The 26,526-nt window shown below is 58.6% G+C and carries 25 protein-coding genes; 17 read left to right on the plus strand and 8 right to left on the minus strand.

Features of this window, described 5'->3' with window-relative positions; genetic code table 11:
* Positions 1-129: 129 nt before the first annotated feature.
* The 5 genes from phnC to E2L05_RS16215 all read left to right on the plus strand — a co-directional run bounded on the left by phnC (position 130) and on the right by E2L05_RS16215 (position 4,865).
* Complete coding sequence (phnC, locus tag E2L05_RS16195) at positions 130-957, plus strand: phosphonate ABC transporter ATP-binding protein (protein WP_133343912.1); 828 nt, start codon at positions 130-132, stop codon at positions 955-957.
* 59 nt (positions 958-1,016) lie between these two features.
* Complete coding sequence (gene phnD, locus E2L05_RS16200) at positions 1,017-1,916, plus strand: phosphonate ABC transporter substrate-binding protein (RefSeq protein ID WP_133343913.1); 900 nt, start codon at positions 1,017-1,019, stop codon at positions 1,914-1,916.
* A gap of 67 nt (positions 1,917-1,983) precedes the next feature.
* Entirely contained in the window at positions 1,984-2,850 is an 867-nt protein-coding gene (gene phnE, locus E2L05_RS16205; protein WP_133343914.1) for a phosphonate ABC transporter, permease protein PhnE, read from the plus strand.
* 2 nt (positions 2,851-2,852) lie between these two features.
* Positions 2,853-4,205, plus strand: a complete 1,353-nt coding sequence (gene phnE / locus E2L05_RS16210; protein ID WP_133343915.1) for a phosphonate ABC transporter, permease protein PhnE — start codon at positions 2,853-2,855, stop codon at positions 4,203-4,205.
* A gap of 45 nt (positions 4,206-4,250) precedes the next feature.
* Complete coding sequence (locus E2L05_RS16215; RefSeq protein WP_133343916.1) at positions 4,251-4,865, plus strand: chloramphenicol acetyltransferase; 615 nt, start codon at positions 4,251-4,253, stop codon at positions 4,863-4,865.
* A gap of 47 nt (positions 4,866-4,912) precedes the next feature.
* Here E2L05_RS16215 and E2L05_RS21155 read toward each other — a convergent pair whose 3' ends face one another.
* Both E2L05_RS21155 and phnF read right to left on the minus strand, forming a co-directional pair.
* A complete protein-coding gene (locus E2L05_RS21155) occupies positions 4,913-6,274 on the minus strand; it encodes a VPLPA-CTERM sorting domain-containing protein (protein WP_133343917.1) in 1,362 nt (453 codons plus the stop codon).
* Positions 6,275-6,392: 118 nt separating this feature from the next.
* Entirely contained in the window at positions 6,393-7,112 is a 720-nt protein-coding gene (gene phnF / locus E2L05_RS16225; RefSeq protein WP_133343918.1) for a phosphonate metabolism transcriptional regulator PhnF, read from the minus strand.
* 104 nt (positions 7,113-7,216) lie between these two features.
* Here phnF and phnG point away from each other — a divergent pair, with 104 nt between their 5' ends.
* Genes phnG through phnN form a run of 7 tightly spaced genes read left to right on the plus strand, consistent with a single transcriptional unit; the run spans position 7,217 to position 12,212 of the window.
* Positions 7,217-7,660: a phosphonate C-P lyase system protein PhnG gene (gene phnG, locus E2L05_RS16230; protein ID WP_133343919.1), complete on the plus strand. Its 444-nt coding sequence runs from the start codon at positions 7,217-7,219 to the stop codon at positions 7,658-7,660.
* Positions 7,660-8,226, plus strand: coding sequence for a phosphonate C-P lyase system protein PhnH (phnH, locus tag E2L05_RS16235; RefSeq protein ID WP_133343920.1), 567 nt, complete (start codon positions 7,660-7,662; stop codon positions 8,224-8,226). Before phnG ends, phnH begins: the two co-directional genes overlap by 1 nt.
* Positions 8,226-9,311, plus strand: a complete 1,086-nt coding sequence (locus tag E2L05_RS16240; protein WP_133343921.1) for a carbon-phosphorus lyase complex subunit PhnI — start codon at positions 8,226-8,228, stop codon at positions 9,309-9,311. Before phnH ends, E2L05_RS16240 begins: the two co-directional genes overlap by 1 nt.
* Complete coding sequence (locus E2L05_RS16245) at positions 9,308-10,165, plus strand: alpha-D-ribose 1-methylphosphonate 5-phosphate C-P-lyase PhnJ (protein ID WP_133343922.1); 858 nt, start codon at positions 9,308-9,310, stop codon at positions 10,163-10,165. Before E2L05_RS16240 ends, E2L05_RS16245 begins: the two co-directional genes overlap by 4 nt.
* A complete protein-coding gene (phnK, locus tag E2L05_RS16250; protein ID WP_133343923.1) occupies positions 10,162-10,944 on the plus strand; it encodes a phosphonate C-P lyase system protein PhnK in 783 nt (260 codons plus the stop codon). The genes E2L05_RS16245 and phnK overlap by 4 nt, the downstream gene beginning before the upstream one ends.
* Before the next feature lie 33 nt (positions 10,945-10,977).
* Positions 10,978-11,658, plus strand: a complete 681-nt coding sequence (gene phnL, locus E2L05_RS16255; RefSeq protein WP_133343924.1) for a phosphonate C-P lyase system protein PhnL — start codon at positions 10,978-10,980, stop codon at positions 11,656-11,658.
* Positions 11,655-12,212, plus strand: coding sequence for a phosphonate metabolism protein/1,5-bisphosphokinase (PRPP-forming) PhnN (phnN, locus tag E2L05_RS16260; protein WP_133343925.1), 558 nt, complete (start codon positions 11,655-11,657; stop codon positions 12,210-12,212). Before phnL ends, phnN begins: the two co-directional genes overlap by 4 nt.
* On the opposite strand, the gene E2L05_RS16265 is transcribed toward phnN, so the two are convergent.
* Positions 12,182-12,868: a DUF1045 domain-containing protein gene (locus E2L05_RS16265; protein WP_133343926.1), complete on the minus strand. Its 687-nt coding sequence runs from the start codon at positions 12,866-12,868 to the stop codon at positions 12,182-12,184. The two genes, phnN and E2L05_RS16265, sit on opposite strands and share 31 nt — an antisense overlap.
* A 52-nt stretch (positions 12,869-12,920) precedes the next feature.
* Between E2L05_RS16265 and E2L05_RS16270 the strand changes: the two genes are divergently transcribed.
* Positions 12,921-14,066, plus strand: coding sequence for an alpha-D-ribose 1-methylphosphonate 5-triphosphate diphosphatase (locus tag E2L05_RS16270; protein ID WP_133343927.1), 1,146 nt, complete (start codon positions 12,921-12,923; stop codon positions 14,064-14,066).
* A gap of 29 nt (positions 14,067-14,095) precedes the next feature.
* Here the strand turns inward: E2L05_RS16270 and E2L05_RS16275 are convergent, their stop codons facing one another.
* Complete coding sequence (locus tag E2L05_RS16275; protein WP_165971788.1) at positions 14,096-14,788, minus strand: CBU_0592 family membrane protein; 693 nt, start codon at positions 14,786-14,788, stop codon at positions 14,096-14,098.
* A 183-nt stretch (positions 14,789-14,971) separates the two neighbouring features.
* Between E2L05_RS16275 and E2L05_RS16280 the strand changes: the two genes are divergently transcribed.
* Positions 14,972-16,183: a DUF4331 family protein gene (locus E2L05_RS16280; RefSeq protein WP_133343929.1), complete on the plus strand. Its 1,212-nt coding sequence runs from the start codon at positions 14,972-14,974 to the stop codon at positions 16,181-16,183.
* Positions 16,184-16,204: 21 nt separating this feature from the next.
* Here E2L05_RS16280 and E2L05_RS16285 read toward each other — a convergent pair whose 3' ends face one another.
* The 4 genes from E2L05_RS16285 to E2L05_RS16300 are packed head-to-tail and all read right to left on the minus strand — an operon-like array spanning position 16,205 to position 22,636.
* Positions 16,205-17,074, minus strand: a complete 870-nt coding sequence (locus tag E2L05_RS16285) for an adenylate/guanylate cyclase domain-containing protein (protein ID WP_133343930.1) — start codon at positions 17,072-17,074, stop codon at positions 16,205-16,207.
* Positions 17,075-18,229, minus strand: a complete 1,155-nt coding sequence (locus E2L05_RS16290; protein ID WP_133343931.1) for an FIST signal transduction protein — start codon at positions 18,227-18,229, stop codon at positions 17,075-17,077.
* 33 nt (positions 18,230-18,262) lie between these two features.
* On the minus strand, positions 18,263-20,314 hold the full coding sequence (locus tag E2L05_RS16295; protein WP_133343932.1) for an alpha/beta hydrolase family protein: 2,052 nt from the start codon (positions 20,312-20,314) through the stop codon (positions 18,263-18,265).
* Between the two features lie 3 nt (positions 20,315-20,317).
* Positions 20,318-22,636, minus strand: coding sequence for a pyridoxal phosphate-dependent decarboxylase family protein (locus E2L05_RS16300; protein WP_165971789.1), 2,319 nt, complete (start codon positions 22,634-22,636; stop codon positions 20,318-20,320).
* A gap of 797 nt (positions 22,637-23,433) precedes the next feature.
* On the opposite strand from E2L05_RS16300, the gene E2L05_RS16305 reads away from it, so the two are divergent.
* The 3 genes from E2L05_RS16305 to istB all read left to right on the plus strand — a co-directional run bounded on the left by E2L05_RS16305 (position 23,434) and on the right by istB (position 26,411).
* Positions 23,434-23,961 carry a hypothetical protein gene (locus E2L05_RS16305; protein ID WP_165971790.1) on the plus strand — a complete coding sequence of 176 codons (528 nt, stop codon included), beginning with the start codon at positions 23,434-23,436 and terminating at the stop codon, positions 23,959-23,961.
* A 132-nt stretch (positions 23,962-24,093) separates the two neighbouring features.
* Positions 24,094-25,632, plus strand: coding sequence for an IS21 family transposase (gene istA, locus E2L05_RS16310; RefSeq protein WP_133343487.1), 1,539 nt, complete (start codon positions 24,094-24,096; stop codon positions 25,630-25,632).
* Positions 25,633-25,646: 14 nt separating this feature from the next.
* Complete coding sequence (istB, locus tag E2L05_RS16315; protein ID WP_133343488.1) at positions 25,647-26,411, plus strand: IS21-like element helper ATPase IstB; 765 nt, start codon at positions 25,647-25,649, stop codon at positions 26,409-26,411.
* Positions 26,412-26,526 lie beyond the last annotated feature (115 nt).

Raw genomic sequence — 26,526 nt, forward strand, 5'->3', positions numbered from 1 at the left:
CCCCACCGCCCCGTCAAATCGCGCCCACATGGATCCGCAAAACCGAGCGATTTTACAGAAGCTTTATAAAAGAGACACAAAATAGTCGGCGCATCGGCGTACCCGCTTCACGAAACGAACGGGGACCGGATGCTGACCTTTGACCAACTGACAAAGCGTTTTCGCGGCACTACAGCCGTCGATCAGGTGAGCATTTGCTGTCCCAAGCCGGCCATGATCGGCATCATCGGGGCGTCCGGCGCGGGAAAATCTACGTTGCTGCGGATGATCAACCGGCTCTCCGATGCCAGCGGTGGGCGCATCGTGTTCGATGGTCAGGATGTGACCGGTTTGCAGGGCCGTGCCAAGCGGCAGTGGCAGTCGCAATGCGCGATGATTTTCCAGCAATTCAACCTCGTGCCGCGCATGGATGTGGTGAGCAACGTGCTGCACGGGACACTGAACCGCCGCTCGACCCTTGCCACGATGTTCAACCTCTATCCCCAAGCGGACATTCACCGGGCCATCGACATTCTTGATCGCCTTGGCATTGCCGCACAGGCCCCGAAGCGGGCAGAGGCCTTGTCGGGTGGCCAGCAACAGCGCGTCGCCATCGCCCGCGCCTTGATGCAGGATCCGCGGATCATCCTTGCCGATGAACCCATTGCAAGCCTCGACCCGATGAACGCGCAAATCGTTATGGATGCGCTGCGCCGTATTCATGACGAAGACGGGCGCATGGTAATCGCCAATTTACATACGCTTGATACCGCACGGCGCTATTGCGACCGGGTGATCGGCATGCGGCAGGGCCGCGTTGTGTTTGATGGCACGCCGGATCAACTGACCACCGGTGTCGCCCGCGATATCTATGGCGCGGATGCAGGATTTTCCGAGGCCGCGACGTCGACCTCTATCGATGCGCTGGACCGAACCAATGCGGCCGCTCTGGTATGCGACGCGAAGGCCGCGCTCTGACCCCAACAATCACCTTTCGCTTCGGTCATTTGGCCGACAGTCCAACTTGGAGAGAGACCATGAAACCAATCTTTGCAGCCGTTTTGGCCACCACCGCGCTGACCGCCCCGGCAATGGCACAAGAGATCACAGAATTCCGCATCGGCATTTTGGGCGGCGAGAACGCGCAAGACCGCATGACCTCGAACGAATGCGTCCGGGTCAAGGCCGAAGCCGTGTTGGGTGTGCCCACAAAACTGTTTACGCCCGCGGATTACGATGGCGTCATTCAGGCCCTTCTTGGCGGCACAATCGACATGGCATGGTTGGGCGCATCCGCCTATGCCAAGACCTTCCTGACCAATCCCGACGCGGTTGAGCCTGTGCTGGTCAAAGTCAACACCGATGGGTCTTATGGCTATCACTCAGTGGGTTTTGCCCGCGTCGATAGCGGCATCACGTCTTTGGCCGACATGGAAGGCAAAGTGTTCGGCTTTGGTGATCCGAATTCGACATCCGGCTACCTTATCCCGTCGATTGAAATTCCAAAGGCAACCGGCGCATCCATGGAACCGGGCGAGTTCTTTGGTGATGTCACTTTTACCGGCGGGCATGAGCAAACCATCGTCGCGGTTGCGAATGGGGATGTGGACGCAGGCGTCACATGGGCCGACGGCCTTGGCGAGTGGGAAGATGGATACAATTCGGGCGCGCTGCGCAAGGCATCCGATGCGGGTCTCGTTGACATGAACGAGTTGGTCGAAATCTGGAAATCCAATCCGATCCCGGAAGGCCCGATCGTTCTGCGCAAAGATCTGCCCGAGCGGGTCAAAGTTGACATGACCGCCTTGCTGGCCTCGCTTTCATCCATGGATCCTGATTGCGCCTATGGCTTTTTGCAGGGCGACGCCCTTGGCGTGATGCCCATCAATCACGACGCCTATTTGTCGATCATTGACGCACGTAAATCCAAGATGTGATCTGACGTATCGTGCTTGGCCGGTCCAAATGGGCCGGCCTTTTTCCGTTTCAGGAGACACCGCGACCATGGCCGACCTTTCGATGGGTGCCACCCAAAGTATCGACGACATTCGCGGCGCTTATTTGGCAATGACCCGCACCAAAAGGCTTTATGGTGCGATCATGCTGATCGTCTTTGTGGCACTGATGACATCAGGTTTCATACTAGCCGATGCGCGCAATGCCGGCGGGTTCTGGAACGGTATTTTCCACATCTTCCAGTTTCCAGGCGAAGTTCTGGCAGAAGCGCGCGAGAAGGCCGCGAACCTGCCAGGGCTGATGGTGAAGTTCTTTCCCTCACTCATTGAAACACTGAACATTGCGGCCGCGTCGACCCTGATCGGCGCTCTTTTTGCCATCGCTTTGTCGTTGCTGGCCACCCGTAGTTTGGCGAAGTTTCCATGGCTCATCACACCAATCCGCCGGGTGATGGATGCGATGCGGGCCATCCCGGAAATCGTGATCGCCTTAGTCCTGATTTTCATCCTTGGCGGCGGGCCCGTGGCGGCCATGATCGCGATAAGCTTCCACACGGTTGGCGCGTTGGGAAAGCTGTTCTCCGAAGTGAATGAAAATGCCAGTTTGCAGCCTGTCGAAGGTCTGGCCTCTGTCGGGGCATCGTGGACACAACGCATGTGGCTTGGCGTGCTGCCGCAGGTTGCGCCCAACTATGTCAGCTACGCGCTGCTTCGGTTCGAAATCAACATCCGCGCCTCGGCGATCCTTGGCTTCGTGGGGTCGGGGGGGATCGGATATGACTTGAAAACCGCGTTCAGCTGGGGTCAGGGGCGATATGACGAAGTCGCCGCGATCTTCCTGCTTTTGTTTCTTACTATCGTGTTTTTCGACCAAGTGTCTGCCTATTATCGCAACAAACTTGTGGGAAGGGTCTGAGCATGGCCATGTTGGACGCCACCGAAGCACCGCTTGACGATCTGCGCCGCGCGGCCGACGCAGCCTTTGCACGCAAACGCCTGATCGGGTTCGCGGCACCGTTGGCCGTGCTAGTTTATTTCGCGTATATTTTTGTGGCGTTCAACATTCTCGAGTTGGCGGAGCGGGCGCGCATGGACAACGCGGCGGTGCTTGTCTCTGACGCATACAGCTACAAAACCCACGTCACTCACAACAACCGTACCGGCGGGCTGACCATCGCTGTCGAAGGCGAGAAAAAGGGCACCTATCCAGAGAACATGGTCCCGGATTTCGTGACCAAAACCGGCGATGATGCGGCGCAAATTACCCTGTCGAAAGGGTACACTGCGCAAATAGATGGGTCGAGCCTGTGGCTTGACGTTCCTGGTCGCGGGACGATCCACGTCGCGGTTGAGGGTCGGAATATCATTCTTGATGCCCCTGCAACGATTCCGCCAAATTGGATAAGCGCCAGCAAGGCGCGCGTCGACATCACGACACCGGGGGGGCGCGCCATCGTCACACGTGCCCGCACCGAGGTCTTTCACTACGCGTTTGGTTGGGAATTGTTCTGGTTCACTCTCGACAGCCCGTTCTATGGCAAAAGCCTTGGCGAATTGGTCAGCCTCGCCATGCACGGCCCGCCGCTGGTCCAGGGCAAAGGCAATCTGTCGGCGATGGTGTCGGATGTTTGGAACAACGAGATGTGGCGTCACAAAGATGTCATGTGGGCCATCTTTGAAACGATCCTCATGGCATTCCTTGGCACGATGGGGGCGGCATTGGTGGCCCTGCCGCTGGCATTCATTGCGGCGCGAAATTTCAACCGCCTTGCCCCCGTCCGCTTCGCGGTTCGCCGTGTTTTCGACTTCGTGCGCGGTGTGGACGGACTGATCTGGACGATCATTCTAAGCCGCGCATTTGGGCCCGGCCCGCTCACCGGTGCGCTGGCTATTCTGCTCACTGACACGGGCAGTTTCGGCAAGATGTTCAGTGAAGCTTTGGAAAATGTTGACAACAAACAGATCGAAGGCATCCAAAGCACTGGGGCGACACCGTTGCAACGCTACCGGTTTGGGGTAATTCCGCAGATTACGCCGGTCTTTCTAAGCCAGATATTGTACTATCTGGAAAGTAACACGCGCAGCGCCACGGTGATCGGCGCAATCACGGGCGGGGGCATCGGATTGCTACTGACACAGGCGATCATCACCCAGAAGGATTGGGAAGAGGTCAGCTATTATATTGTGCTTATCATCGTGATGGTTATGGTCATGGATTGGGTGTCTGGAATATTGCGGCGGCGGCTGATTTCCGGTGGAAACGACACCTGATACGTCAGGCCGCCGACGGAGCATGGGTTCAATGGCAGGCGCGGCATGGCACGACTGACAGAAGGGGCGCCCTATGTGCACCCCGATTGCGAGATAACCGATACCGAGTTCGGACGCTTCGTTGAAATTGGGCGAGGCAGCCGGGTCGCGCACAGCACCATCGGCGATTATTCATACTGTGACCGCTATTCAGACATCGCAAACGCCGAGATTTTGAAGTTCTCCAACATCGCCAGTTTCACCCGGATCGGCGCCACGGATCATCCGATGGACAAGGCGAGCCTTCATCATTTCCACTATCGGTCCAATGACTATTGGGACGATGCCGCCCCGGATGAGGCGTGGCTGGCGCACCGTCGCACACGGCGCGCGGTGATCGGGCATGACACGTGGATCGGGCATGGCGCGATGATCAAGCCAGAGGTGACGCTTGGCCATGGGTCGGTGGTCGCGTCCGGGGCAATTGTGACGCGCGATGTGGATCCCTACACGGTGGTTGCGGGCTTGCCCGCGAAACCGGTACGCGCGCGATATGCGCCGGGGATCGCCGACCGGATGATGGCGCTGGCATGGTGGGATTGGTCCCATGACCGGTTGCGCGCCACCCTTGAGGATTTTCGCGCACTCAGTGCCGAAGAGTTTCTTGAACGTTATGAATGAAAAAGGGGCCGCCCGCGAAGGCAGCCCACAAACTTTGTGTCTCTGGTTTAACCCTTGCGCCGCGCGCGCGCCGCACCCAATGCCGCCAGACCACCGCCAAGCAAAACGAAGCCCGCCGGAAGCGGCACTGGCGCGGTAAGCTCTGCCGCTGCATAGGTCGTGCCGCCCAGCCCCGTCAGACGATCTGCACCGAAGGTGAAGAATTCGAAGTCTTTGAAATTCAGAACCTGCGCCATGCCGCTGTCTTCAAAGGTCAAGCTCAGGATGTCGGCGATCAGCGTTGATGCGGTCAGATCAGACTTGCTCGCCGAGAAAATCACGGTGTCCGTGTCTGCGCCGCCATCGAACAGATCGTTAAGGACGGCGTCGTAAATCATCCCGCCATCCGCTGTGTTCAAAAATGCCAACGTGTCCTCACCAGTGCCAAGGTTGGTTTTGCCGACGATCTGCACAGGGGCGCCTGATCCAAGATTGTAGTCAGCCGTCGATTGGAACGTCAGATCGTCGAAGATCGCTACCTGATCATCACTTGCGCCAAGGTCCATCGCGATGCCGCCGCTGCCGATGATCACACCGTCCGTGCGCACAATCTGAGTCTGGACATTCGCGGGGTCCGCGCCGCCCAGTTCCACCTGAATGCCGATCCCGCCCGCGATTGTGCCGCTGTTGATGATCGTGCTGACCAGAACGCTGCTGGCGTCAAAATCGATCCCGGCGGATGACGAGGCCGCAGTCGAGATGCTGCCTGTGGCCGTGTTGACCACTGTGCCGCTGTCCATATCGACCCCGTCGCCATCGGTGCCGGTGCTTTGAATGGTGCCGCTGTTGGTAATGCTCGCTGCCTCGCCGATTTGGATGGCATCCTCAACAGCGGTGATGCTGGCCCCGATGTCATTGGTGACTGTCGCGTTGTCGCCGGCTTCCATGCCTTCGTCCCCGGAAATCAGGGTCCCCGAGTTGAGAAACGTGGCGTTGGCGCCATTGCCCAGCCGAATACCGTCGTTGCTGGGTGCATTGATGAGGCCGGTGTTTATGACGGTCACATCGTCTTCGTCGTCGGCGTTCACGCCCCGCGCATTCGCGTTGATCGTGCCGTTGTTCGTGACGGTCAGTCCCGACCCATTATCGCCGCTGTCAACGCCGTCGCCATCCGCGGTCAACGTCCCGTTGTTCTCGACGACAGTGTCATTGCCGCGCACCCGCAGGGCGTCACCGCTATTGTTTTCGACCTCGGCGCCGAGATCGATTGTGACGCTGACATCGTCATCATTGTCAGCCAGCCCGCCGGTTTGAAGCCCTGTGCAAGTATACGTCCCGCTGGGAGACTCGACACAGGCTGCATGCGCAGCGGTCGATGACAAAAGGGCGGCGAGTGAAACGGCAGGGGCTAAAAGCAGGATCGGGCGCATGAGCAACCTCCAAAGGAACAAGTCACGGCCTGTTAAGCTTTGAGGGAAATTGGGGTCAATAATATTGCGCGAATAAAGCTCTTTACGCACTAAAATTTCACAAAACTGTTACAGAGATCTAATTTCTCTGATCATCCCCCAAAACCAGCGTCACACGGTCTCCTGCAAACCAAGTGGTCCCAAATTCCACCGGGATGTTCTGCGGATCGATGCTGATGCTAACCGATCGCAGGACCGGCGCCCCTTCGGCGATATTGAGATGCCGCGCTTGCACGGCTTTGGCTGACTTCGCCGTCAAGCGGGTTGAGGTCCGGGTATAGTCGTCAACACCGCAGTTCGCCAAGGCGCGGGTCACTGACGGATCAGCGTTCAGAAAGCGTGGCAGGCCCGGAAGCCGCGCCTCAGGATAGACGCTACGAAAAAGCCCAATCGGCTTGTCATCCGCAAGTAAAAGCCCCTCGCACACATGAACCAAAGCGCCTTGGTCCAGTTTCAATGCGGTCGCTTCATCGCTGTCTGCGGCGCGGGTGATAAGTGACAGGATGCGTTTTTCCCCTTCGCGTCCACTGGCGGCAAGGTTCTGGTGGAACCGGACACGCTTACCCAGCGGATAATCGGTGGGTGTTTCGGCCACAAACACGCCGGCGCCGCGCCGGGCCAAAACAAGCCCAGCATCTGCCAGATGTGACAAAGCCCGGCGCACTGTGTGCCGGTTGACGTCAAACCGCGCGGCGAGCTGCGCTTCCGTGGGCAGTTTATCGCCGGGCCCGTAATGGCCTGCCGCAAGATCGGCGATCAGAGCATCAGCAATGGATTTCCAGATCAGCGTTCGGGGCATACGTCACCAAATCTTCACAATGGGCAGGGTTGTTTGCTTACGGGTTGATGTTTAGTGATTTGTCTAGTTGTATAGATGCGAGATAGACAGGGCAAGGCGCTCCAATGTTTGATGTAAGCACACGGCAAGGCTGGATGGGGCTGCTGGCCCGCGCACCGTCCAACCGGGTATCGCATCTTTGGGCGAACTTTGGCCCGGTGCCGGCACATGAAACTCTCCGCAGTCCGGAAATCGGGGCGGTCATGGTGCGCGGCCGGGCCGGGGCCACCGGTGCGCCCTTCAATCTGGGCGAAATGACGGTCACACGGTGCACGGTTTCGCTTGCCTGTGGAACGATCGGGCATGGCTACGTGCAAGGACGCAACAAGGCGCATGCAGAAACGGCGGCGCTTATTGATGCGCTGATGCAGACAAACCGCCAAAGCGATCTTCGCAAGGTCATTCTGGAACCGCTTGCAGCCGAGATGGAGGATGCTCGTACGACACGCGCAGCGAAAGCTGCGGCCACCAAGGTTGAATTCTTTACATTGGTACGAGGCGAAGACTGATGGGACACGCAGCACTTTCAGGGGGGTTCAGGGATGCCCCGATCCAGGCCGCGCACGTCTTTCGCGCAGCAATGACAGCCACGGCCCAACCGGGCACCATTTTGCCTGTGCGCGGCGCAACACCGCCTGCGCCCCTCTCGGTTGCTGCCGGTGCGCTGTTGCTGACGCTTTGCGACGGGGACACCCCCGTTCATTTGGCGGGCAAGTTGGATGACCCAAGCCTTCGGGATTGGCTCACCTTTCACACCGGTGCGCCCCTCTGCGATCCGCAAGAAAGCGCATTTGCGATAGGCGAATGGGAAGACCTTGCGCCTTTGAACCGGTTTTCGATTGGCACACCCGAGTATCCGGACCGCGCCGCGACGTTGATTGTCGAGCTCGACAAACTTGAGGCCACTGGCGCGACACTGCGAGGCCCCGGCATCCAGAACGAGGCCAAACTATCACTGCCGGACATCACGGCATTTCAGGACAACGCAGCGCGCTTTCCTCTTGGGTGTGATTTCTTTTTCACCTGCGGCAACCGACTTGCGGCCCTGCCGCGCAGCACGAAGGTAACGCGCTGATGTATGTCGCGGTAAAGGGCGGTGCCCGCGCCATCGACAACGCGCACGCATGGCTGGCGGAAGAACGGCGGGGCGACCGAACCGTGCCAGAGATGACGGTTGCGCAGATCCGCGAGCAGATGGGGCTGGCTGTCAACAGGGTGATGGCCGAGGGGTCACTTTATGATCCGGACCTTGCAGCCCTTGCCATCAAGCAGGCGCGCGGGGATCTTATCGAAGCGATTTTCCTGATCCGCGCCTATCGCACAACGTTGCCGCGCTTTGGCGGGGCGCAACCCATCGACACCGGAAACATGGCCTGTGACAGACGCATTTCGGCGACGTTCAAGGATGTGCCGGGTGGTCAGGTGCTGGGGCCGACATTCGACTACACCCACCGACTGTTGGACTTCATGCTCGCAGCTGACGGCGATGTGCCCGAGGCGGCAATGGGCGACCCGGCGGGCGACCCTGTCCCCCATGTGACCGAGTTTCTGAACAGCGAAGGTTTGATCCAGCCAGAGCCGGAAAGCGACGCAGTGCCGCGCGATCTGACGCGCGAGCCGCTGGAATTGCCCGCTGACCGCGCTTTACGGCTGCAATCACTGGCCCGCGCGGATGAAGGGTTCTTGCTGGGCCTCGCGTATTCGACCCAGCGGGGATATGCCCGAAATCATGCCTTTGTGGGTGAGTTGCGCATCGGCTCGGTTGCGGTGGAAATGGACATTCCGGACCTTGGCTTTGCCATTGAAATTGGCGAAATCACCGTGACCGAATGCGAAACCGTCAATCAATTTACCGGCAGCAAGACCGAGCCGCCCCAGTTCACCCGAGGGTATGGGTTGGTTTTTGGCCAGACCGAACGCAAAGCGATTGCCATGGCATTGGTGGACCGCGCCATGCGGTGGGAAGAATTGGGCGAAGAGAATGTCGGCGCGCCGGCTCAAGACACCGAGTTTGTTCTCAGCCATTGCGATAACATTCAGGCCACGGGGTTTCTTGAGCACATAAAATTGCCCCACTACGTCGATTTCCAATCCGAATTGGAACTGATCAGGAAGTTGCGTGCACAAGCCAAGGCCGCCGGCCAAGAGGACGCGACATGACGGCTGATCAGTACAATTTTGCGTATCTCGACGAGCAGACAAAACGCATGATCCGGCGCGCGATCCTGAAAGGGCTTGCGGTGCCTGGGTATCAGGTTCCGTTTGCGAGCCGCGAGATGCCCATGCCCTATGGCTGGGGGACGGGCGGGGTTCAGGTAACGGCCGCGACGTTGGTGCCTGATGATCGCCTGAAGGTGATTGATCAGGGCGCCGATGACACCACCAATGCCGTGTCGATCCGCAAGTTCTTTGAGCGGACAGCAGGCGTCGCCGTCACCGAAGCGACGACCGAGGCAAGCATTATCCAGACTCGGCACCGCATCCCCGAAACACCCCTGCGCGAGGGCCAGATCCTTGTTTATCAGGTGCCCATCCCTGAACCTCTCAGGTTTTTGGAACCCCGCGAAACCGAGACCCGCAAGATGCACGCGCTTGAAGAATATGGGCTGATGCATGTGAAGCTTTACGAAGACATTGCACGGCATGGCACCATCGCAACGGCCTATGCTTATCCCGTTCAGGTGGAAGGGCGCTATGTTATGGATCCCTCGCCAATCCCGAAATTTGACAACCCAAAATTGGAAAGCCCGGCGATCCAGCTTTTCGGGGCAGGGCGCGAGCAGCGGATTTATGCCCTACCGCCCTACACACAGGTTGTCAGCCTCGATTTCGAAGATCATCCGTTCGATCCGTCGAGGGCCGATTATCCCTGCGCGGTATGCGGGGCGGTCGACAGCTATTTGGACGAGGTCATCACGGACGACGCGGGAGGGCGCATGTTCTTGTGCTCTGACACCGACTATTGTGGCCAAAGGCAAGCCGCAGGTCACACCGGAACGGAAGGTGCACCATGACCGCCGCACTAGAGCAGCCCTTGTTGCAGGTGCGCGGCGTGACCAAGCACTATGGCGCGCGGCTTGGCTGCGGTGATGTCAGCTTTGATCTGTGGCCCGGCGAAGTCATGGGCATCGTGGGTGAAAGCGGGTCGGGAAAGTCCACGCTTCTCTCCTGCCTTGCCGGGCACTTGCCCCCGGATGCGGGCGAAGTGCGATTTGATGTGGACGGTTCGCTGCGCGACACGCTGCAACTGACCGAACCTGAACGCCGCCGCCTTCACCGAACCGATTGGGCCTTTGTGCACCAGCATGCCCGCGACGGGTTGCGGATGGGTGTCAGCGCAGGCGGCAATGTCGGCGAGCGCCTGATGGCCATAGGAGCGCGCAATTACGGAGAGATCCGCTCGCAAGCAGCGGACTGGCTCAACCGGGTTGAAATTGCTGCAGAGCGCATGGATGACCGCCCCACAGCATTCTCAGGCGGGATGCAGCAGCGGCTGCAAATCGCCCGCAATCTTGTCACAGGTCCACGCCTTGTTTTCATGGACGAGCCAACCGGCGGGCTTGATGTCAGCGTTCAGGCGCGACTGCTTGATCTGCTGCGCGGATTGGTGCGTGAAATGGGGCTCAGCGCGATAATCGTGACCCACGATCTTGCCGTTGTGCGGCTGCTGGCAGACCGGTTGATGGTGATGAAAGATGGCCGCGTCGTGGAACAGGGGCTGACCGATCAGGTGCTGGACGATCCACAACATGGGTACACGCAGCTTCTTGTCAGTTCTGTGTTGCAGGTTTGAGTGGATGATTGTGTCGGGGAAAGTGACAAGGCCATGATTGACTGCGAAGGCGTGACAAAGCGGTTTACCCTGCACAATCAGGGTGGAACCGTGATCGAGGTGCTGTCGCGTGCCGATGTGCAAGTTGCACCGGGTGAATGCGTCGCCCTGACCGGGGCATCCGGGGCAGGGAAATCCACGCTGATACGCATGATTCACGGCAATTATCTGGTCGAAGAGGGCCGCATCACTGTTGGCGGTGTGCAGGTATCCGGGGCGGACGCACGTACAGTGCTCCGCCTGCGCCGAGAGACGCTTGGCTATGTCAGCCAATTTCTGCGGGTCGTCCCGCGGGTTCCGGCGATTGATATCGTTGCCGAGCCGTTGCTGACAGCAGGCTGGCACGCCGATGCGGCACGGGCTCATGCCGCGGGCCTTTTGACGCGGCTCAATGTTCCCGAAAGGCTCTGGGGGCTGGGGCCATCCACGTTTTCGGGCGGCGAACAGCAGCGTGTGAATATCGCGCGTGGGTTTGCACGCAACTATCCGGCGCTTTTGCTGGACGAGCCAACCGCGAGCCTTGATGCAACCAACAGAGATGTCGTTTTATCACTGATCCGCGAGGCAAAGGCGCGCGGTGCGGCGATTTTGGGCATATTCCACGATGAAAACGCACGCTCGCAAGTATGTGACCGGGTGGTGGATGTAAGCGCATTCAGGCCGGTTGCGACATGAGCCGGGGGCGACTTATCGCAGTAGTCGGCCCCTCTGGCGTTGGGAAAGACAGCGTTATGGAGGGGCTGGTGAAGAGTGTTCCTGGCCTGCAGATTGCTCGGCGATGCATCACCCGCGCGGCCTGTGACAGCACCGAGACATTCCAAAGCATCAGCGTTGATCGGTTTGAACAGCTTTGCTCTGATAACGCGTTCGCGTTGCACTGGGATGCACATGGACTGCACTATGGAATTCCTCACGGGGCTTTGTCGGGACTCGCTGACGGGCAGGATGTTCTGGTTAATCTATCGCGTAGCGTTCTGAACTCTGCCGCAACCAAGTTTCAGCCCTTTGTTGTGATTTCCCTGTCGGCCGCGCCCGATATTCTTGCGCAGCGGCTACACGCCCGTGGCCGCGAAACCGCATCCCGCATCGCGGCGCGGCTGACCCGCAGCGGAACCGCGATGCCGGTGGGGGTGCAGGTGATCAGCATCGCCAACAACGGCGCATTGGCTGACACGGTATCGCGGGCGCGAGGGGCGCTTTATCCGCTGACCGAAACTCGTGTGATTTGATGAAAGCGTCCGGCGGTATCGGCCCCAAGCAAGGTCAGCGCATCGATGCGAAACGGTTGCGGCAGGATCGGTGCAAGCACCGGGGCAAGAGCGGACCGGACGGCCCCGATGTGTTCACGCGGAACCGGCCCGGTGAGGGTCATATGAAACCGAAACTGATCTTGCACATACGGATAGCCCCAGTTGGCCAACAAGGTTTGTTGACGTGGTGTGAGGCGGGCAGGGTTTCTGCGTGCAATCTCATCGGCTGTGGGCGGGGCGCGAAAACTGTCCAACTGTTCGACCACATCGGCAGCGAAAGCCGTCAAACCGCCCGCAGATCCCGCAGGAGTCAAAGCCAGAAAACCGCCAATCTGGTCCAGTTTAAGCCCTTGCAAGGTCACGGGTGCCAACGTGCTTGCAAGCCTGTCAACGGCGTGAAGCAGCGCTGTCTCTGTTCTGTCAGCGGCGAGCCGGAAAGGGGCTTTGAGCGTGCCGTGGAACCCGTACTTTCGGGGTCTGGCCGTGAGCGCGGCCACCGACGCGCTGAGCCCTGGGATCACGGGATGCGCCCGCGTACTGCCCGCCGCACTGTCCCACCCCAGCCATTCAGCACCAAAATCGGCCAATTGGCCCGGCGCAGGTGTGAAATAGATTGCATAGCGTGTGAAACTCATGGCGTGTTTCAAACCTCCAGCCAGTCCCGTATCAGAAGAGCGTAGCCTCCCCATGACACCAGACATTATCCTTGCCAATGCTAAGCTTGTGTTGCCAGACGAAACTTTTGTTGGGCAGGTTGTTCTGCGCGGCGGGCTCATCCATGCCATTGAACCAGGGCGCGCGATACCCAAGGGCGCAGTCGATTGCCGTGGCGATTTTCTGGCGCCGGGGCTGGTCGAGTTGCACACTGACAACCTTGAACGTCATATTTCGCCGCGACCAAAGGTGAATTGGCCCCACAAGGCAGCCATCATGGCCCATGATGCAGAACTGGCGTCGGTTGGAATTACGACCGTGTTTGACGCCGTGCGCGTTGGTTCCATCACGTCCAACTCTCAAACCGGGTACAGGAAATATGCCCGCGCTCTGGCAAGCGAAATTCTGGCGATCGGTGAAACGGGGGTCCTCAAAATCAGCCATCATTTGCACCTCAGAGCCGAAATCTGTTCCGAAACGCTGGCCGCCGAACTGGATGAATTTGGACCCGAAGACCGGATCGGCATCGTCAGCCTGATGGATCATACGCCCGGTCAGCGGCAATTCAGGGACGAGCAAAAATTCGCAGATTACCTGCAAGGCAAGCAATCCCTGAGTGATGCCGAAACACGGGTCTATCTGGACGACCTCAAAGAGCTACAGGCGCGTGTGGGAACGTTACACGAAAAGGCGGCCATCGCGGCTGCGCAGCGGTTTGGGGCCACGCTGGCCAGCCATGATGACACCACGGCGGAACAGGTGGCGGTTTCGCAGGCCTATGGCATTCGTTTGGCTGAATTTCCAACAACGCGCGAAGCCGCAATTGCCTGCAAGGACGCCGGGATCAGCGTGATCATGGGCGCACCTAATCTGGTCAGGGGTGGTTCGCATTCCGGCAATGTGGCGGCAATGGAACTGGCGCAGGACGGGCTATTGGACATGCTATCATCCGACTACATCCCGGCGTCTTTGCTGATGGCTGCGGTACAGTTGGGCGAGATTTGGGGGAATATGGCGCGCGGCTTGGCAACTGTTTCGCATGCTCCGGCCCAAGGTGTCGGACTGTTAGACCGTGGCTGTCTGAAAGAAGGGCTAAAGGCGGATGTGATCAGGTTCGGGATTGAGGACAGTGTTCCGGTGCTTCGCGGTGTTTGGGCACATGGTCGCCAAGTGGCCTGACCAGAGCACCGCAGCCGACATGCCCAGCTTTATGTGTTGGGGTAACTCTTGCTCAAGTCTGCGTTTAAAGACTGGAGTTTTCGGCCAGTATCATTCCGCAAGTCGCTGACCAGGAAAGAGTGTTGTTCATAATCGAACTGAACAACGGATTTGAGCGCACGAGCAGAAACAAGAAAGGCACGCGACGGCTGAGAGACACAAACAGTGGCAGTTGCCGCCCCTTCAGACAGGACATTTATTTCCCCAATGAAACCGGAATTTATTGTCGCGATTTCCTGTCCTGCGCAGATGACCTTTGCCTCACCGCTTAACATGTAATTCAGCGTGCGCACCGGCACCCCTTCCGTGGTGAGCAATGTGCCGGGTGCCAAGTTCACCCAATGACCGAGGTCGAGTATCCGCCTTGCCTGAACACGCGAAAAGCTGGGAAATGCATTTCTGGACAGTGCGGCTTCTTCGGCCGTCATTGTGACGCTATGCTGCAGAAAGACCCTTTTGGCCAATCCAATCAAGCTTACAATGATCCACGAGGTCTGAATCAGTGCGGAGGAAAGGTTGAAATCCTGCGAAAGGCTGACCAGCACCAAGAACGCGGCAGCCAGGTTCATCAAAGTATAGGTGTATCCCGAACCGCGCAGCACCCCTGATTGCAACAAAGCGTAGGACGACAGGTATAGCGCGACACCCAAATACCCCGCCCAATGAGCCACCAATTCCGGCATCTCTGCTCCTATCCAAACGGTGTATTTGCGCCCCATAGCCGCAAAAGGGTTAATGCAGGCTATTTCAATAGTAGCTTCCCCTTAGGTTCTGTGCGCGCGAACACAGTCAAACCGCGCGATTTACAATTTACGCGTCCAGGGCAGCGCACTAGCGTTAACTATGTTTGAGCAGGAGGGCACAGGATGCGAAAAGGTTTAGGAGTGGCAACGACGCTCGTGGTTGCAGCGGGCATCGCTGGGCCGGGGTGGGCGTCTGATCACAAGGACAGCCCATTTACCAACGCCAATCCGGCGGCGGATATCGGGGATGTGTTCATCTTCAAGGGGCCGCAAACCGGCGGGCTGGCCATGGTGTTTACAGTCAACCCGTTGTCGGGGGCAGATGGACCGGGCGCGCCGTCCGATCAGATCAAACTGGGCACATCGTTCACCTATGCTTTCAAGCTGGACACTGATGGCGATGATCGTGCCGATATCGCCTATAAATTGCGGGCCACCGATATTCCCGGCGAAACACAGACCCAGAGCATTGAGTTGAAGCGCGCCACAGGTGCCGAAGCCGTGGCAAACGGCTGGCAGGGCACAACCATCGCAACCGGAAAAACAACCGCGCTGAATGCTCCGCTGGAAGTGGCGAAAGGAAAAGCCAACGAGTTGTTGTTTGCAGGCGTGCGGCGCGACCCGTTCTTTTTCGACTTTACAGATGTCTCGGCTCCAGCCGAATTTGCAATCCGCGAAGCCCTGTCAGGCGGGGATGGGCTGCCTGCCGAGCCGACCTCTTTGGGGGCGTTTGGCAAGACAGACATGACGGTTGTTGTTCTCGAAGTCCCACTAAGCCCGGATCTGCGACAGGCGGGGTTTTGGGTGGTTGTGTCCGATGAAAGCGGTATGGCCGTTGACCGGATGGGCCGCACCGGAACACAAGGTATCTTCCTTGTCGACACGCCACAGGGGTATAACCCCGAATACTATTTGCCGCGTGATCGGGCCGCGTATCCAACAATTGGCGATTTGAACAACGCTTATAACAGCACTCCTCCCGCCGACGACGTGGCCAATTACGGCGACCAGTTCAACTACCGATTTCGTCAGCTTGAAGTGAACGAGGAAGACATAGACGCGACAGTTGATTTCTTTCTTCCTGACATCTTGCGCTGGGACGCTGATGCAGAACCTGCCTATCCGAACCAGCGCAGCTTGCGCGAAGATAGTGTGTTCTGGACCATTGCAAAAGTGAACCCTTATTTCTTTGGCCCTGAACAAGACGGCCCGCCGCACTTGAGTGACCAACCGCTCAGCGACCGTTTCCCGTATGTCGCAGCATCGGTTGCCCAGGAATACGAACCGGGGAACAGCACGATACCGGTGCACCCGATTTATATGGACGCCCCGTGATCGGCCAGCGCGGGGCGCAGATCAGATCGCAAAGCGATAGATAGCGACATTTCCGATGCCCTTTGCCTCAACGAGGCCGAGGGCGTTGATTGCCGGATCGTTGCCAACCAAGAACCGGGTACTTTCGGACAGGGTGATGGTGTTCACGGCGCTGGCTTTTACCACGCGGGCCGCCGTGTTCACCGTGTTGCCCCAAATATCATAGCTTAAGCGGTCGTGCCCAACGACACCGCTGGACACCGCGCCGCTATTTATACCGATCCGAATATCCCACGCGCTGTGACGGGTGGCAGTTGGCACTTTGCGGCTTTCGCGTACAAACATCAGGATACCGCGTGCGGCCGAAAGCATGCGCCGCGCGTGGTCTTCTTCATCGTTCTGGGCACCAGCAACGCACATATACGCGTCGCCGATCGTCTTCACCTTTTCGACCCCGTGCGTCGCGATGATCTGATCAAAAGCAGAATAATAATGATCGAGCATTCCAACCAGTTCGACCGGGTCCAAACGTTCCGTTGTCGTCGAAAATGATACGAAATCGGCGAACATGACAGTTGCGTTTTCTACCCTGCGCGGCGCAACCCGCCCCGTGGTCTTAAGCTCTTCCGCCACTTGTTCCGGCATGATCGAACGCAACAACTGATCTGTACGCGCCTTTTCCACTTGAAGTGAGGCATTTAGAGCCTCTAGTTCATGTGATTTTCGCTCTACTTCGGCGCGGGCTGCTTCGATTTCGTTGATGATATTTCGCTGAAACGCATGGCTTGTATCCATGAGATGTTCCAACTCGGTTCGGCGCATGTTTGCCTTGCTGAGGCGCTTTTCCAGCAACCTGATTTGGCGCGCCGGATCGTGGACGGGCGAAGAAAGTTTTTTGTCGTCCTTGGCCACTTAAGTACCTGCGGCCGTCCCTAGCAAAACTGCCACCAGCGCATTGGTGTGAGTCAAGGATGTGCTGTCAGGCTCAGGCGGACAAATCTCGCCATAGGTATAAAATCCGGCGGTGGGAATGCGCTTCCCGATGCTTTGTGTCAACGACGTGTATTCTTCGTTGGTTCGCGTTCCAAGCGCTGCGCGGCGCCCGGCACAGGAAAAGATCAAAGCCGCCTCTGGTACGCCACTTGGAAATGCCTTGACGGCTTGCTCGCCTGCCAAGCGCGCGGCGTCGATGATTTCATCGCGCGATGCCGTCGCGATTTGCACTTCGCTGTCAGCGGGGATCGGATTTACCAAGTGAATCGATCCGGTGTCTTTGTCGAAACGCTGCGGCGTGCTCAACACCATCCCCCCCCGTTCCGGGACATATACGGCCAGAGGAAAGAAGATCGAATGGCTTTGAACATAGTCGCTGTAAAGATCGACTGCCGGTTTGCCGCCAATCTCGTGGATGACGGCCCCTTCGGCCTTTGTGACCAGATGCCTGTTCCCCAGACCGGTGTAGCCTGTCGCCACGCCGCAGGAATGGATCAGCGGCCCAGATAGCAACATGACCACAACGGCATTGCTGACAATCTCGTCATTGCAGAATTGGCTCGTCTGCGTGAACCGCAACTGATCGGCTGCGGCCCCGCCAACGATCGGAAACTCCGCACCGAGCGCCGCGCGCAGCCCATCCAGAATAAACTGGATATTTGTTCCAATCCCTTCGGGAGTGGCGATGCACAAAGCCGGGTCTTTGTCGGTTTTGCCACGCGCCATCGCGACGGCCTGCGCCGTGGCCTGCGATGGGTTTTCAGCGGCCCCGACGCCGACACCAACGGTGAAATCCACCACATCCGAAGCGAACAGGGTTATGACGACAGAATCTTCAAGAAAACCGCCGACCTCGCTAAGCTCACCATCAGTGGTGCAACCGGACAATTCAATGTCCGGATACCGGTCGCGAATGATGCTGACCATTTCGCGCAGATCCGTATCGATCCCGGCGAAAACCAACGCGGCTTTCGGCACCGCGCCGTCGAGCCCCGCAACCGCCATATCAAGAGCTTCTGGCGTCGCGCTATGGGTTTCAGGGTCTTCACTATGGCCCGTTGCGATCTTGAGCATGGCACATCTCCGCTAGGTCATGTGCTCATGTGTTTAACCGGATAAGTTTTTAATGTCAGGTTCCATTAACGATCCTGACGGCACAAAACCCATAACTTTCCCGTAAAACGCGAGCTCCTCGCTTAGGGACTGCACAATATGTGCCTTTTGTTTGAACCCGTGGCCTTCGCCGGGGAAAAACTCCCATGCAACGGGCAATCCCCGGTGCATCAGGGCATCAATCAAAACCTGTGCCTGGGCACGCGGCACGACAGGATCTTCTTCGCCCTGAAAGATGATCAGCGGACACGTTATTTCGTCGGCGTGAAACAGGGGTGAACGGGCCTTGAAGACACGCTGCGCAGCCGGGTAGGGGCCAACAAGCAATTCGGCGTAGTGGGCTTCTAGTTTGTCCGTAAACCGCGCAATCGCTTGAAGGTCGGAAATACCATAGTAACTCGCGCCCGCCGAAAGCAGGTCGGTGAAAGTGGCGAGGGCAAGCGTTGTGTAACCCCCGGCAGACCCGCCCCGCGACACAATTCTGTAACGGTCAACCTTGTCCAGCGCGACCAGATGCCGTGCGGCAGCCACGCAATCTTCGATATCGGTGACCCCCCAGGTGCCATACATCGCTTGGTGATAGGCGCGCCCAAAGCCCGTTGACCCGCGATAGTTGACATCTACAACTGCAAACCCCCGCGACGTGAAAAACGCGATATCCATGGACAGCGCAGCACCGGCAGGGCCAGTCGGCCCGCCATGGATCACGATAATAAGGGGTGGGCGGTCTTGCTCGGGTGCCTGTGCTTTTGGGTTGGTCGGCGGATAGAAAAAGGCATGGGCGGTTTGTGTCTTCTCGCCGCCGTCCGGGCCAGTTGCGAAGTCAATCACTTCTGGCGTTGGCAAGCAGGCCTGCGCCGCGTCGCTTAGGCCCGGATTGGCGTTGCGCAATTCGGTCATTTCGCCCGTCGCCAGATCAAGACGCACCAGAGCTGCGGGAGCCGTGAATTGCCCGCCGATGAACACAGCAAACCCGTCACCGGCGCGCACATGAGAGATGCTGCTATAGGGGGTGTCAATTGGCGTCACCTCGCCGCTGGTCAAACACACCCGTCCAAGCGACCACAAGCCTTCTTTGGAGAAGGCCGCAAGCGCCGTTCCGTCCCCCAAAATCGCATAGGACGCCGTGCCAAGTCGCCATGGCGGCGACGCAAACTCCGCTGCCATGCGGGTGACGGGAATCAAATCATCACGCTCGACCCGGTGGATGTTCCACCAGCGCACAGCGTCCAGTTCCAATCGGTCCGAAACGCAAAACAGCGTCCCATCCGGCCCCCAAACCGGTTCAAGGATCGACTCGTCAGAATACCGCAGCGCATTTTGAAACACCGGGTTCAGATCGGGGTCAATGTCAGACGCAGGCGCGCCGCCAATCGTCTGAACAGAGATTGCTGCACCAGTTGCATCCAATTCCGCCACTTGAAGCCGCGTTCCGTCCCACGGCATCGACGGGTAATCCCACGTGATCCATGCCAGTTTGCGACCGCAAGGCGATAAGCGCGGAAAGGCATAAAAATCGCCGCCCTCGGCCAACGTGACAGGGAGCTTCTTGCCGGCCATGTCCAACGCCACAAGGGTCTGACGCGCCTGACCGTTCAAGGGTCGATCCGGATCTTGATGGACAGCAAAAACAATCCCGCGCACAGGGTCTGGCACAAGTTCTGCGTAGCATCCCTTGACCAATGGCGTGATGGGCATGGGGAATTCACCGGGCACCTGCTGGTGCACGCGCAGATCGCCAGTGCCGGGATGCGCGACCTTGGACAGGTTGGAAAACCATGCCACACCATCCCGAACGCCAAGCGCGGCCCCGCCGTAGCCGTTGATTGTTGTGCTGGCGCTGAAACCCGACGGAGTGACATCTTTCGCGCCGTCCGTCGCGGTCCAGCGCATGGCGACGGACCGACCTTGTTCATCTGGGCGGCTTTCGACCCACCAAACCGCATCACCATCAATCGCTGTCAGCTCAAATTTGACGGTTCCGGCGGCAAGATCTTCGGGCGCGATGGGCGAGGGCCATGCACCAAAGGGGACCGTTGCAGTCATGAATCAAGCTCCTTCGTGAAACGGGGTCAGGTTGTGACGCCGTACCAAGTCAGCGGCACAGGTGCGCGCGGTTGTTTTGAATGTGTCCACGATGTACCCAAGATAGTTGCCGTTCGCTGTGGCCGTCACCCAAGGGTCCTGTGTGGTTGACACAAGAAACTGGATACCCTGACCATTCGTTGGGTGCACCCCGGCGCGGGCCCCGAAGGCGTTTACAAACTCCTGCCCATAGTCCGCGACTTCAAAGCTGGAACCGGTCACGAACATGGGTTCCTTCGGTACATCACCGCCATCAAATGCGCTGATCGACAGCTTGAGATAGATATCATTCGTCAACTCGTTCATCAGGGCCACATCAGTGTTCCATCCGTCTGCCGTACGGAAATTTACGGCATAAGTGATGATATTCTGATCTGACCCAAGCTCGCGAAAGACCTTCATGGCCTGGCTGTCCGAATGAAGGAACTCCACCAACGCGTCGTTTTCAAGGGGCACGATGCTGTCCTTGAGAAAATCGAGTTGCGCCTGAACTTCCTCGGGAGTGCCCGATGCCTTTTCTGCGGGTAACCGCTGAAACGGGACGACACGGATCGTTTCGGGCGGGGCGTCTTTGCCGTGTCCGATCGTCACCAGCGCAGCATAGAGCCGTTTGGAATTGAAAATGCATTTGCCCAGCAACTTGCCATAGCCGGACCTGTCGGGACGGATGATGCTGTGGGACAGATACACACCGGCCGCCGCTGCACCGGGTTTGGACCCTTCGATGCCATAGACGCCAACAGTCGGGTCAACGCCGCCATGGAACACAACAGGCGCCGTGAACGCGATCATGTCCCGCATCGCGCCATTGCGATAGCACAGCGCGCCGGCCGGGTAGGGGATGAACCCCCCTTTATGCGGGTCGACCGTCTGAGTATCGGCATGATGGAGCGCAGCGTATTGGCGCATGACATACTCGCTCATCAACATGGCGGGCGTATGCTGAAGAGGTGTTTCACCCGGTGCGGCAGGCGGAATTTCATCAACCAGATCATCCTCAAAGACGGGATGATCGGTGCCGCCACCCTTTGGAGCGCGCAAGATCGAATTGAAATACCCGCCCCAAGCGCCATCCACATGCAAAGAGAACTCCAGGCTCATTTCGCGATACTCGTCCCGGATCTTGACGATATCGGCCAGCGGATCCACGGCACTTTCTTCGGTGGTCCCCATCACGGCGACAACCTGCATGACTGGGCGCTTCTCGCGCAAACACTGGTCAAGCATACGGCGCAGATGCACCAAATCCATGCGTCCTTCCAGATCGACCGGCACCTTCCACAGATGCGAAAACCCAAGTCCCAGCAACGCGGCGCTTTTCGGCCAGGAATAGTGCGCGGTCGCGGGCGTAATGATGATGGGCAGGTGCGGGGCATCGGCGGCCATGAAACGGCGCTGGAATTCGGCCAGCCCCAGCGCTTGCACGGAATAGCTGTTGAGAACATCCTCGATCACGCTTTCCGAAATCCCGCATTCCGTCTGCAGCCTTGGTGAAAGCCCGATCACATCGTCTATGCCAAGGTTGAGCATTTCCCATGTCGAAAGGTCTATCAGATGCGCGCGGCCGCCACCCGGCTTGGACACCGTCAAAGTACGGCCCGCCGCCATGGATGGCTCTGCCTTGATCGCAGCGGCCAAAGTGATCGGCATCAGCTTGAGGTTCCGCGCCGCCCACATCGACTCGCCGTTGGCCACCGACCCATCGCACGTGATGTGGCCCCACGGCTTGATCGCGCCAGAACTGGCATCGGCGTCGCTTGGCACTGTGTAGCCGAGCATTTCACACAGATCGTTGCCGACTTCTATTTCCAGCAAGGTCGTCACGGGCGAGGCTTCGGCCGCCACGTTATTCTGGTTATAGAGCATCGCCGCAAAATACCCGACCATGCCCGGCAGCGAGACATCCCAATACATATGCGATTGGTTGCGGTAACTGGACAGGGGGATGGAACCGCGCAGGTTATGAAGCATTTCTTCAAGGTTCTTGTGCAGCGCAGCCTCAGTCGCCCGATACCCCGGAAGCTCTTTTCGGGCTTGAGTGACATAGGCTGGATCGCCGAATTGATCACCGTAATCTTTGCGCGCGTCACAATTGCCATTCAACGCTTTGAGAATGAGCTCGGAAAATAGACCGCGGTTCTCAGCCAAGGGACCAAGAAACCACCCGGACAGCGCCGAAGTTCCGGGCTTGCGCGACAACGCCAACTTGTCCTGCGTCGCATCGTGCTGGTGAAAGGCATGAAGGCTCTTGAGAAACTCCGATGATCCGTCCGCTGGCGCCATAATCGTACACTCCCTGTGATTGAAATTCATAGTTAACGAGTGTGATACCGTAGAATGTGCGCCAAGACACCTTTAGCGGCCGTCAGCGGCGTTCTTGTCGATCCCTTTTCAATGTGCGGGGTGTGGTGCAATGGCATGTGCTTTCGTTTTGCCTTTAGCGCGGTAAGCCAACGGGATTTCAAATTCGTGTCGAAAACTGCAGATAAATGCGGCGGATTGAGCGGCGATTGCGAGGTCTCTACCCGATCGCTCTGCGACGAATGCTGTCATCGGCTAAGCTCTCACAGGCGGCCAATGATCGGAAAATGTTTGCAAAATGGTTGAAAACTCAACCGTTTAAAGAAAATGGCATTTCCGTTTCAAGCCATGTCAGGCGGCAAGAGATCCGCAGATGAAAGCATGAAAATCATCGGTTCGGCCCACCGTCTTCAGCCCCTGCCAAGGCAACATCCGTGAGTTGGCTGTGTCAGCGGCGTAACTCAATTGGTCCAGAATCCCGAAAACGTTCATGAGAGCTTGGGATCCTGCCCACGTCGGAATCAGACCTTTGTTGATGCGCCCTGCCTAAGGTTCTTTGCGCACAGCCGTACGCGGAACTGGTTCCTACATCTTACCAGTTAAAGCGGTCCACAGGGCGAAGCGGCCCCATACTTTCGCGAAAGGCAAGACATACTTTCTTCTACGTCGGCTCATCTTTGGTGGCGATTACAGCCAAATGCGCGTCCTCAGCATACGCAATCCCAACTGCGAAAACGGTATACCACCGGGTATGAAGTAATTGCCCAATGGTCGAGCAAATGCCCAAGCCAGGATTGGAACTGATGATGTCGCTTAAATTACTTTCCAATACGTCGCATAGTGAAGCCACCGCCGCCGCTTTGGGCGGCGCTGGAAGGCCACCATCAACCCTTCTCGGCGCCATCGGTGAGATGAAGGCCCCAATAATGGCCGTGTTCCTGTTCAGCTTCTTCGTAAACCTGCTGATGCTTACGGGACCTCTGTTCATGCTTCAGGTTTATGACCGCGTTCTGGGCAGCCAGTCGCCGGAGACGCTGGTCACACTCTTTGCTCTGGTCTGTTTCCTGTATGGGTGCCTGTACATGCTCGACACGGTGCGCGGCATGATCATGGTGCGCTGCGCTGCGCGCTTCCGCCGCCGGATGGAAGATCGCGTTCACAGCGTTGGCCGCGAACATGTCAGCCACGGGCAGGACTGGGGCCCCTCTACCGCTATGGGAGAACTCGATGGTATTCAGCGCATGATGGGCTCTCCTGTTGCGCTTGCCTGCGCGTTTCGCGTGATGGCGGGCACTGATTTCAGCTGATTGTGGGCACTGATTTCGCGGGAAGGCGGGCGCGGATTTCACGCGATCGCGGGCACTGATTTCACGTGATCATGGGCAGGACTGGTCGACGAACTGAAGATACTCCCCCTCCGTATCAACAGGAGGGATGGAATGCCGACAGGACGTTTGACCATGCGCCGGATACGGGACGTATTGCGATTGAAGTTTGCCCAAGGGCTGAGCGAGCGGTCGATTGCCGCGTCGCTCGGGCTTGGGAAGGGAAGTGTGGGCACCTATCTGCGGCGGGCTCGCGACGCGGGCCTGAGGTGGCCGCTTCCCGATGGGTTGGACGACGACAGCCTTGAACTGTTGCTGTTCCCGTCCTCGCCGAGCGTGCCGGATCCGGATCGCCCTGTTCCGGACTGGGCCGCGATGGACAAGGAGCTGCGCAAGCGCAGTGTCACCAGGATGCTGTTGTGGGAGGAATACCGGGCGCAGCATCCGGGCGGGTTCGGATACACGTGGTTCTGTACGCATTTCGACGCCTGGAAGGGGCGTGTCCGCCCAAGTATGCGGCAGACACATGCGGGCGGTGAGAAGGTGTTTGTCGATTACGCGGGCGACACGATCGACATTGTCGATCCAGAAACTGGCGAAGTGCATGCGGCGAAGCTGTTCGTCGCCACCATGGGGGCGTCCAGTTACACCTACGTCGAAGCTGTTGCCTCGGAAGGGCTGGAAGACTGGATCGGTGCCCATACCCGGATGTTCGCCTATCTGGGCGGCGTGCCCAAGGCGGTGGTCCCGGATAACCTCAAATCCGCTGTCATCAAACCCGACCGCTACGATCCCGGGTTGAACCGGACCTATGCCGAGATGGCAGAGCATTACAGCACCGCGATTCTGCCCGCGCGTGTGCGCAAGCCCAAAGACAAAGCCAAGGTCGAAGTGGCGGTGCAGGTGGCACAACGCTGGATCCTCGCGCGGTTGCGCAATCACAGGTTCTTCTCCCTCGCCGAACTGAACGCCGCGATCCGGCCTCTGCTGGACGATCTGAACACCCGGGTCATGCGCGATTACGGTGCAAGCCGCGCCGATCTGTTCGCCACGCTGGACCGCCCGAGCCTGCAACCGCTGCCCGCCGATCCCTATGTCTTTGCCAGATGGAAGCGAGCCCGTGTTGCACCCGACTACCATGTCGAGGTTGACCGGTGCTGGTATTCGGTACCCTTCAGCTTGATCCGGCAGGAGGTCGACGTCCGCGCAACCCATTCCACGGTCGAAGTTTTCCACCGTGGCAAACGCATCGCCAGCCATGTCCGCAACCCTGGGCGGCGCAGCCACGTCACGGTGCCCGATCACATGCCGTCATCGCACCGCCGCCATGCGGAATGGACCCCGGCGCGCGTTCTGGCCAGCGCTGAGAAGCTTGGGCCCTCGGTCGCCGCGTTTTGTCAGATCGTCATGGAAGACAGACCGCACCCCGAGCAGGGCTTCCGCACCTGCATGGGCGTGCTGTCGCTGGCCAAAAGCTATGAACCTGACCGCCTTGATGCCGCCTGTCGCCGGGGCGTCGCCATCAAGGCGCGGTCGGTATCCTCAATCCGGTCAATCCTGAAGAACGGGCTCGATCAGGCGTTCCTGGAACCAGACGCTGACGAGCTGCCGCTGCAGCACCCCAACATACGCGGCCAGAAGTATTACCACTGAAAAGGAGACATCCCATGCTGACACATCCCACATCCGACCGGCTGGAGGCCCTTGGCTTCACCGGCATGGCCAAGGCGCTCGACGAACAGCGTCGCGCCTCCGCCATGTTCGAAAGCCTCAGCTTCGAAGAGCGACTTGGATTGCTGGTCGATCGAGAGGCGGCAGAACGTGATGCCAAGAAGCTGGCCACGCGGCTGCGGTTTGCCGCGCTCCGCCATGCGGCTTGCGTGGAAGACATCGACATGCGCAGTCCGCGCGGCATCGACACATCCGTCATGGCGCACCTCATCGACAGCGGCTGGATCGACCGGCATGAAAATCTGCTCATTACCGGCCCGACCGGGCTTGGGAAAAGTTGGATCGCCTGCGCGCTTGGCCACAAGGCGTGCCGCGACGACCGCCGCGTGATGTATCACCGTGTGCCCCGGCTCTTTCAGGCGCTGGCCATCGCCAGGGGCGACGGGCGCCACGCCCGTGTCCTGAAATCCATCGAACGAACCGAGCTGCTGATCCTCGACGACTGGGGTCTATCGGTGCTGACCGCCACCGAACGCCGTGACCTCCTGGAAATCCTCGAGGACCGCCAGGGCCGCGGCTCCACCATCGTCACCAGCCAGTTGCCCGTCGATCAATGGCACGAGGCCATCGGCGACCCAACCCTTGCCGATGCTATTCTCGACCGGCTGGTTCACAACGCCCACCGCCTCGCCCTATCCGGAGAAAGCATGCGAAGAAAGATGAGCATCACAAAACCGCTTGACCCAACCGATCAGGCCTGACTCAATGCACCTAGTCGACCAGCCTGCCCACGACCGTGAAATGGCTGCCCACGATGGCCTGAAACGCGTGCCCGAGATCGCGTGAAATCACTGCCCAAGTTCCGCGAAATACGCA

Origin of the sequence: Meridianimarinicoccus aquatilis (genome assembly GCF_004358675.1) — a bacterium.
Classification (GTDB): Bacteria; Pseudomonadota; Alphaproteobacteria; order Rhodobacterales; family Rhodobacteraceae; genus Meridianimarinicoccus; species Meridianimarinicoccus aquatilis.